The sequence below is a fragment of the Vibrio sp. 10N.261.45.E2 genome (assembly GCF_002875705.1).
Taxonomy (GTDB): domain Bacteria; phylum Pseudomonadota; class Gammaproteobacteria; order Enterobacterales; family Vibrionaceae; genus Vibrio.
On the sequence record NZ_MCZZ01000038.1, the window covers coordinates 1 to 6,084 of the forward strand.

The following is a 6,084-nucleotide window of genomic DNA, read 5'->3' on the forward strand; positions in this document are numbered from 1 at the left end:
ACATGCAAGCATATAGCAGCCCAATCAAACCTAATCTATGGTGTGTTGCTTGATAATGCGGATGTGAATGATGATGTGAGATCCATACCTTGATTTTGACCTTTGGGTTTAGTTCCTTCGCAGTAAACAAAGTCTTGATAGTCATCGTATTTGATTTCAACTAAGCAATGTCCCATGACTGCCACGTCATACCCAGCCATGTATAAATCTTGAAGCTTTAAAGGAAACTCATAGCGTGATTTGTTCATCGCCTTAAAATACACTTCTGACTGACGGTGTAATTTGCCTCTGTCGTCCTTGTAAGACGTTATAGACGAACCTGTGATAGATAGGCTTAGTTTCTCAAAAGGATGCGCTACAGAGCGTTTAGGCACTTTTATTGGCGGTCGTTTCTTTTCTTGGTGGTTAGCTTGGGCTTTCTCGACCACTACGGCTTGATGCTCTTCAACGGGTTCTGTGCCAAATAAAGCCAGTGCGCTAGAAATGGACATGGGTAAAGCAATCACAATGGCAGGAATGCCGACCCAAAAATACCACCGCTTCCAAATGGGTTTGATATCGGATGAATGCGCTTCATTGACGGCTTTGTCAGACTTGGTATGGGAAACATAGAAAGGGAAAAAACGAGATTTATAGTTTCTGACGTTCGTATTGAGTTCAGCAGCTCGCCCCTCAGCACCATCGAGCACCTTTTGGGTGTAAGTCTTATCAGAGCCTGCTGCTGTATGTTTAGAGACTCGATACTGAATTTGAATCATCGCCCTCACGTCTTTATGGAGCTTACCCAAGCTTTGCGTCATTAATAGAATGTCGTGTCCATAATGACGGTGCATAGATAAATAATCTAACACTCCTGATAAATGTTCCGTTGCTTGCTTCCCTCGCCCCTGACTAGGCAGTACAAAATGACATTCATCAATAACGAATAACGCCCCTACACCATCGTCATTTTTCCATTCATCCGCAGTGAAACATTGATCCGTGGAAAACGCCCTGACAGAACCAGATTCACGGGAATAACTATCCTCCCGAACCTCGATTAAATCTAATATTTCAGCACCAAATACGGATTCAAAATGTTCTAAATTCAATGGTACATTGGTAATGACTTTCCGCCCCTCTTTCAGGGCTGGAATGATGTGGTAGACAACCGATTCATAAGACTTCCCAGAACCCGGTCTACCGACAATGATATTAATTGGCATACACTCCCCCTAAGAGCCAAGTCGTGTAAATGGGACAAGTTGAAGCCCAAGACGAATCAAAATAGCCGAGACAATAATAACGCTCGCTTCATTGACTCCCACCAATGCCATGATTGACTTAACTTCATTGGGAATAAGGTCGATGTATTGGATAACATTTAAAGCAGAAAATGATGAACCCACACCATCAATGGCGAGCAGAGAGACAGAGAGAAGCCCATCAAAAACAAATAAAGCAATGTCTGTTAAGAGGTCATACAAAGATAGCCATAATGACCAACAAAAATTAACCGCATCATTCCAACGTTCAGAAAACCAATCCAACATAACGCCTCCTATAAAACGTCAAAAATAACAAATGCAATCATGCGAGAAATCAAGAAGCCGAAAAGCGGATATAGCAAAAACTCTATGATTTCCATAACTTAACCCCCAAAGACCAAGCGACGGGCTAACATAACTGAGGTGAAGAGAATAAAGGCTCGAATGGCTAACCAAACACGACTGTCAATGTCGATAACGTGACAACCAAAATCAACAAAACCCAAATCAAAACACATAGACCAAGACGGAGTCCCATCGGATGAGTACGTCAATTTGAAGGAATCAACCCAGCCTACTAAAGCGGTATTTTGGAAATTGTTATTGTAGTTATTCCAAACCCCTGCAAAGCCATCAGGATAACGAGAGTCCCAAAAACTAGAGGCTTGACCTTTATCAGGGACTAAATTTATTGGGACGGTTGACGTTGATAAACCCTCTACCAACTCATTCGTTCTATCTATCCGATTTTCAACGCCTGATGAATCCACATCAACATTGAGAGAAGATAAGTTGTTATTCACTGTATCTAACCTCGTTTCTATGCCCGATAAATTAGAAACCGTTACCGCGCTTCCTTGCACTGGAGGGTTTGTAATCGGTGGATTCACTACAGGAGGGTTTGTAATTGGTGGGTCAACAACGGGAGGATTTACTGTAGGCTGTTGAACAATCGGTGCTGGCGCATCAAAAATAGGTTTAATTAAATCCTCGACTATTGCATCAGTATCAGGGTCACCTGTTGGTACACCTGTTAAACCTGAATTAATGGCATCTGCATAGATAGGGTCTGAAATAGGCGGTAAAGGTCTACCAGAGGGTAGACTTACGGAGCTTCCACCGACTGCATCAGGTATTGGAACATCATTCTCATCAACAGGTATTACAACAGAGTTAGCAACAAAGTGCTGTGAAGGTAAAGAATAACAGGAGTCATTGTCACAATAACTAAGATCAACATCTTCAATCAAATGAAGCGGTAATTCATTATCAACAAGTTGATTTTTTAAAACATTAACTACAGATGAGTTAACAATCTCAGTTTTTGTTTGAATATTAGGAAAAAGCAATTCAACTTCATTGATATTCTGTTGCCCAGCAATACGTGGGGACTTGCCAGTCTCATTAATAACAACCCAAATACGACCATGTAAAATCAAGGCGTTGTCTGACATCCCCCAAAAATCCATTGATTGCTTTGAAAAACAAGATTTTCTATGTTCAAACTCAACATTAGAATCATTACAGTTTTCTTCAATGTAACTTGGTTTAGAACGATACTCATCTCGCCATTTAGCTGAAACAGCCATTGCACAGTCATAAAGAGTAGCCTGGCCAAAGTCATCAGTTGGGGCTGTTACAGGGCAATCTGTAGATAATTTAATTGCAGTATTATAAAGACCAGGGTCAAAATCATCAGCAATAGAACCATCTGACATTTTGAAAAAATGTGACATTCCACAGTCCTCATTTTGAAAACAATCATCTTCTCGAATGGTAATATCACCATTATTAGAAATAAAGCCAGACTCACTTAACAGCCAAGCCCAAGAACCCCAAGGCTTTAAAGCATAATCTGATGCCATGTAATCTTTGATTAAAGGTGTCGTAGCAACGGCAGCCGTAGCGACAACCCCCGCTTGAGTGCCATAATTGACCGCCATGCGAGTAATCAACTGGCGACCCGTCCAAAGCGCAGCCTGCCCCGTCAAAGCAACCACAGCAGGCACTAGAGGAACAAAAGCTTTAACAGGACGAAAAGGTGTATAAACAATGAAGAAGCAAAGAAAATAAGTGAAGGTACGATTGAGAATCATGTTAAGCACCCATAAAAAAAGGGGCTAGATGCCCCTCATTCCTAAAACAAAGGCGATACCTGACAGACCACCGATTATCATTACAGCAGAATAGAACTGTAATGAAGAGACAGCGATTATCAAGCTCGACTAACCAAACGTTTAGCAAGGCTAATGCCTTTAACCGCTAAGGCGATACCGACAATAACAACACCAGTCGTACCAATGAATGTAGTAACAGTAGACAAATCGACCGCCCCTAAAATTTGGTCAACAGCACTTGAACCAGCAGAGCCATCAGCAAAAGCAGGTGAAGACATTAGAATCATTGCAGATGTAGCAAGAACAGGTTTAGACGCTTTGCGAATTGAAGTAAACATAGTAAATCCCTCTATACGAGACGTATTAACTTTTTGGCAATGCCAATGACATAACCACCTAAATAACCAATCACTACTACCGCACCAAAAGACCAAGTAAAGACTAAACCTATATCAGATGGTGACGCGGTAACATGAGAAAGGTTATATTCATCCGCAGCCTGTAAAACATAGGTTGTACAAGTTTCTGGTTTTGTTTCAGTAATATATAAAAAACCATCTACTGTTTTATCTATACAGACTGCCATTATGATTCCTGTAAATTAGCTTTTTGGTGAATGTTCATTAGCAGGAATCAAAAACATTTCTCGACCGATTTCCAAATCGCCACGCATACCTACTACAAGAGAATTCATGCCTAAAAGGTATTTGCCAGCAGGCCAGAACGGTTGACCATCTTGAAGTGGGATTTTAAATTCTTTTGGGAACTTACCACCAACATGGGCATAACCAATTTGGGACAACATACGAAAAGGCTTGTTGTTCTTTTGAGAGATACCCTCAAAAACATCAATGACTTCATTCTCTTTAAAAATTTCAATTAGTAGTTCGTTTTTCATTTTTTATACCTATGCGCTTAATCTAATTACGTTTGAAGTATCAAAACCATATTGTTCACTTAAAATGCCGATTTCTGGTTCGACGTACCAATCAGGACGCTGATTAGAAAAATCAACCTCGATAACTTGAAGCAACGGAATCACATTATCGTTTCCATTGCCTTGTAAATTTTGTAGTTGAGCCTTGCTAAAACCAACATGCTGAAGCTCTTTTAACTGACGATAAAAACTAGCACGGGAAGAAAATGCATCTTTAACTGAGTCATAACCATCAGAAACCAAGGAGCGATAAAAACGAAAAACCCTATCAGCCTTGGAGTAACTAACGTTGCCTTTAGGAGTAATGGTCGAATAAGCTAGCTTAAGTTTGTTATGTATCTCTTCATCATTAAATATGTTCATTCTTTGCCCCTCCAGAGCTTGCAGTAATGGGGTAAATGCTTTTAACCAAATATCTTGTATTAGTGACTTTCCGTCTTTTTCGTAGTTTTGTTGGTATCTAATTGCTTGTAATAAATTCTTAGGTATTTCCATTGCATCGAGATAACGACGATGAGCACTAGCCTCAAAACGCACAAGATTTCGAGCAAAATTAATCAATTGAGGGTTAGACATAACATCTAGAACACGATCATATTCAGTCACACCAGACGCCTGTAATGCTCTCAATTTAGAAAGTTGATTGTTAAATTCTGGATATTTCAAATAGGCTTTGCGATCACAATGACGTGAGTTTTGAGTAAAGTAACAAGTCGTTTCATGTTCATTTCGAACACTTTTTCTCATCTGATTATTCGATACATTTTTAAGACAATTAATAACTTGCTTTGCCTTATTTTCGTTTTCAACACGAGCAGAGTAAGTAGAATCAAGGCTATCAAGAGTAGCTTGCGTATGTTCTAGCATGTCCCAAACATCAGGATAGCTATCAACAAAAGCTGAAAGCATTTCATCAGAGCCAAGAGCTATAGAAGTAGATCCAAAAACGTTATGACCTTGGATGATTTTTGCAGGAGATCCTTTTAGCTCGATACAAGGGGAACGATGTAAAGTGCCTTGAAAAATCTTAAAAGCTATACCAGTGAAGTGAGTAGGAAGAGACTCGTAAGGGTGACGCAAATCAGCAACTTCATATTTATTATCTAGCTCCCCACCCTTGTAATGAACAGACTTAGCTTCAAGACCGATACCGCGACGAGAGCACTCAATAATATTGACGTACTCAATACATTCGCCAGTCTTAGAAACGCGAGTGTTAGTAACGAATTCACGCTTAAAAGGTATCGAGATTTTCAACATATCTATCATAAACACCACGTAAGGAAGATCTTAAAAAACCCGTCAAGGTTACTTATGGAGCTAAAATATAGCTACAATAGTAAATAGTCAAGTTTCATGTACATAAAACCAGATATAGAATGTGTACATAAGAGACTAAAGAGGGTTTAAATATGTTTAAAGAGAACCTAAAGGCACAAAGAAAGGGTAGAAATATAAACCAAGATGCAATGGCTGAAATGTGCGGTTTAAGCTTATCGGCGTATAAAAAATATGAAGCAGGAAAATCAGAACCAACAATGACAAACCTGATAAAAATCGCGAACACACTAGAAATGTCAATCGATGAGCTATGCGGTACAGGAACAAACCTAGATATGGATTTAGGGCTAAAAATGAGAATGGAAAAAGTCATGCAACTAAATGAAGAGGAAAGAAAAGCTATCGATATAATAATTCAGAGCGTAATAATGAAACAACAAGCGGAAGAGACAAGTAAGATGTTCAACTAAAAATTCTCATATTGAGACAAGAGTACACTATT

At 39.5% G+C, this 6,084-nt stretch carries 8 protein-coding genes; 1 reads left to right on the forward strand and 7 read right to left on the reverse strand.

Annotated elements, in window-relative coordinates; translation table 11 throughout:
• Positions 1-35 precede the first annotated feature (35 nt).
• The 7 genes from BCT34_RS02090 to BCT34_RS02120 form a co-directional block, all read right to left on the reverse strand.
• Positions 36-1,205 carry a zonular occludens toxin domain-containing protein gene (locus BCT34_RS02090; protein WP_076651076.1) on the reverse strand — a complete coding sequence of 390 codons (1,170 nt, stop codon included), beginning with the start codon at positions 1,203-1,205 and terminating at the stop codon, positions 36-38.
• A gap of 9 nt (positions 1,206-1,214) precedes the next feature.
• The gene (locus tag BCT34_RS02095) at positions 1,215-1,532 is read right to left on the reverse strand and encodes a DUF2523 family protein (protein ID WP_076651077.1); all 318 of its coding nucleotides are present in this window, start codon (positions 1,530-1,532) and stop codon (positions 1,215-1,217) included.
• Positions 1,533-1,630: 98 nt separating this feature from the next.
• A complete protein-coding gene (locus BCT34_RS02100; RefSeq protein ID WP_076651078.1) occupies positions 1,631-3,343 on the reverse strand; it encodes a hypothetical protein in 1,713 nt (570 codons plus the stop codon).
• A gap of 119 nt (positions 3,344-3,462) precedes the next feature.
• Positions 3,463-3,702, reverse strand: a complete 240-nt coding sequence (locus BCT34_RS02105) for a hypothetical protein (protein ID WP_083702757.1) — start codon at positions 3,700-3,702, stop codon at positions 3,463-3,465.
• 11 nt (positions 3,703-3,713) lie between these two features.
• Entirely contained in the window at positions 3,714-3,950 is a 237-nt protein-coding gene (locus BCT34_RS02110) for a hypothetical protein (RefSeq protein WP_076651079.1), read from the reverse strand.
• Positions 3,951-3,965: 15 nt separating this feature from the next.
• The gene (locus BCT34_RS02115) at positions 3,966-4,262 is read right to left on the reverse strand and encodes a single-stranded DNA-binding protein (RefSeq protein ID WP_076651080.1); all 297 of its coding nucleotides are present in this window, start codon (positions 4,260-4,262) and stop codon (positions 3,966-3,968) included.
• 9 nt (positions 4,263-4,271) lie between these two features.
• Positions 4,272-5,570, reverse strand: a complete 1,299-nt coding sequence (locus BCT34_RS02120; protein WP_076651081.1) for a phage/plasmid replication protein, II/X family — start codon at positions 5,568-5,570, stop codon at positions 4,272-4,274.
• Between the two features lie 143 nt (positions 5,571-5,713).
• Here BCT34_RS02120 and BCT34_RS02125 point away from each other — a divergent pair, with 143 nt between their 5' ends.
• Positions 5,714-6,052 (forward strand): helix-turn-helix transcriptional regulator, encoded by a 339-nt coding sequence (locus BCT34_RS02125; RefSeq protein WP_076651082.1) that lies wholly within the window; start codon positions 5,714-5,716, stop codon positions 6,050-6,052.
• The last annotated feature ends 32 nt before the right edge of the window (positions 6,053-6,084 follow it).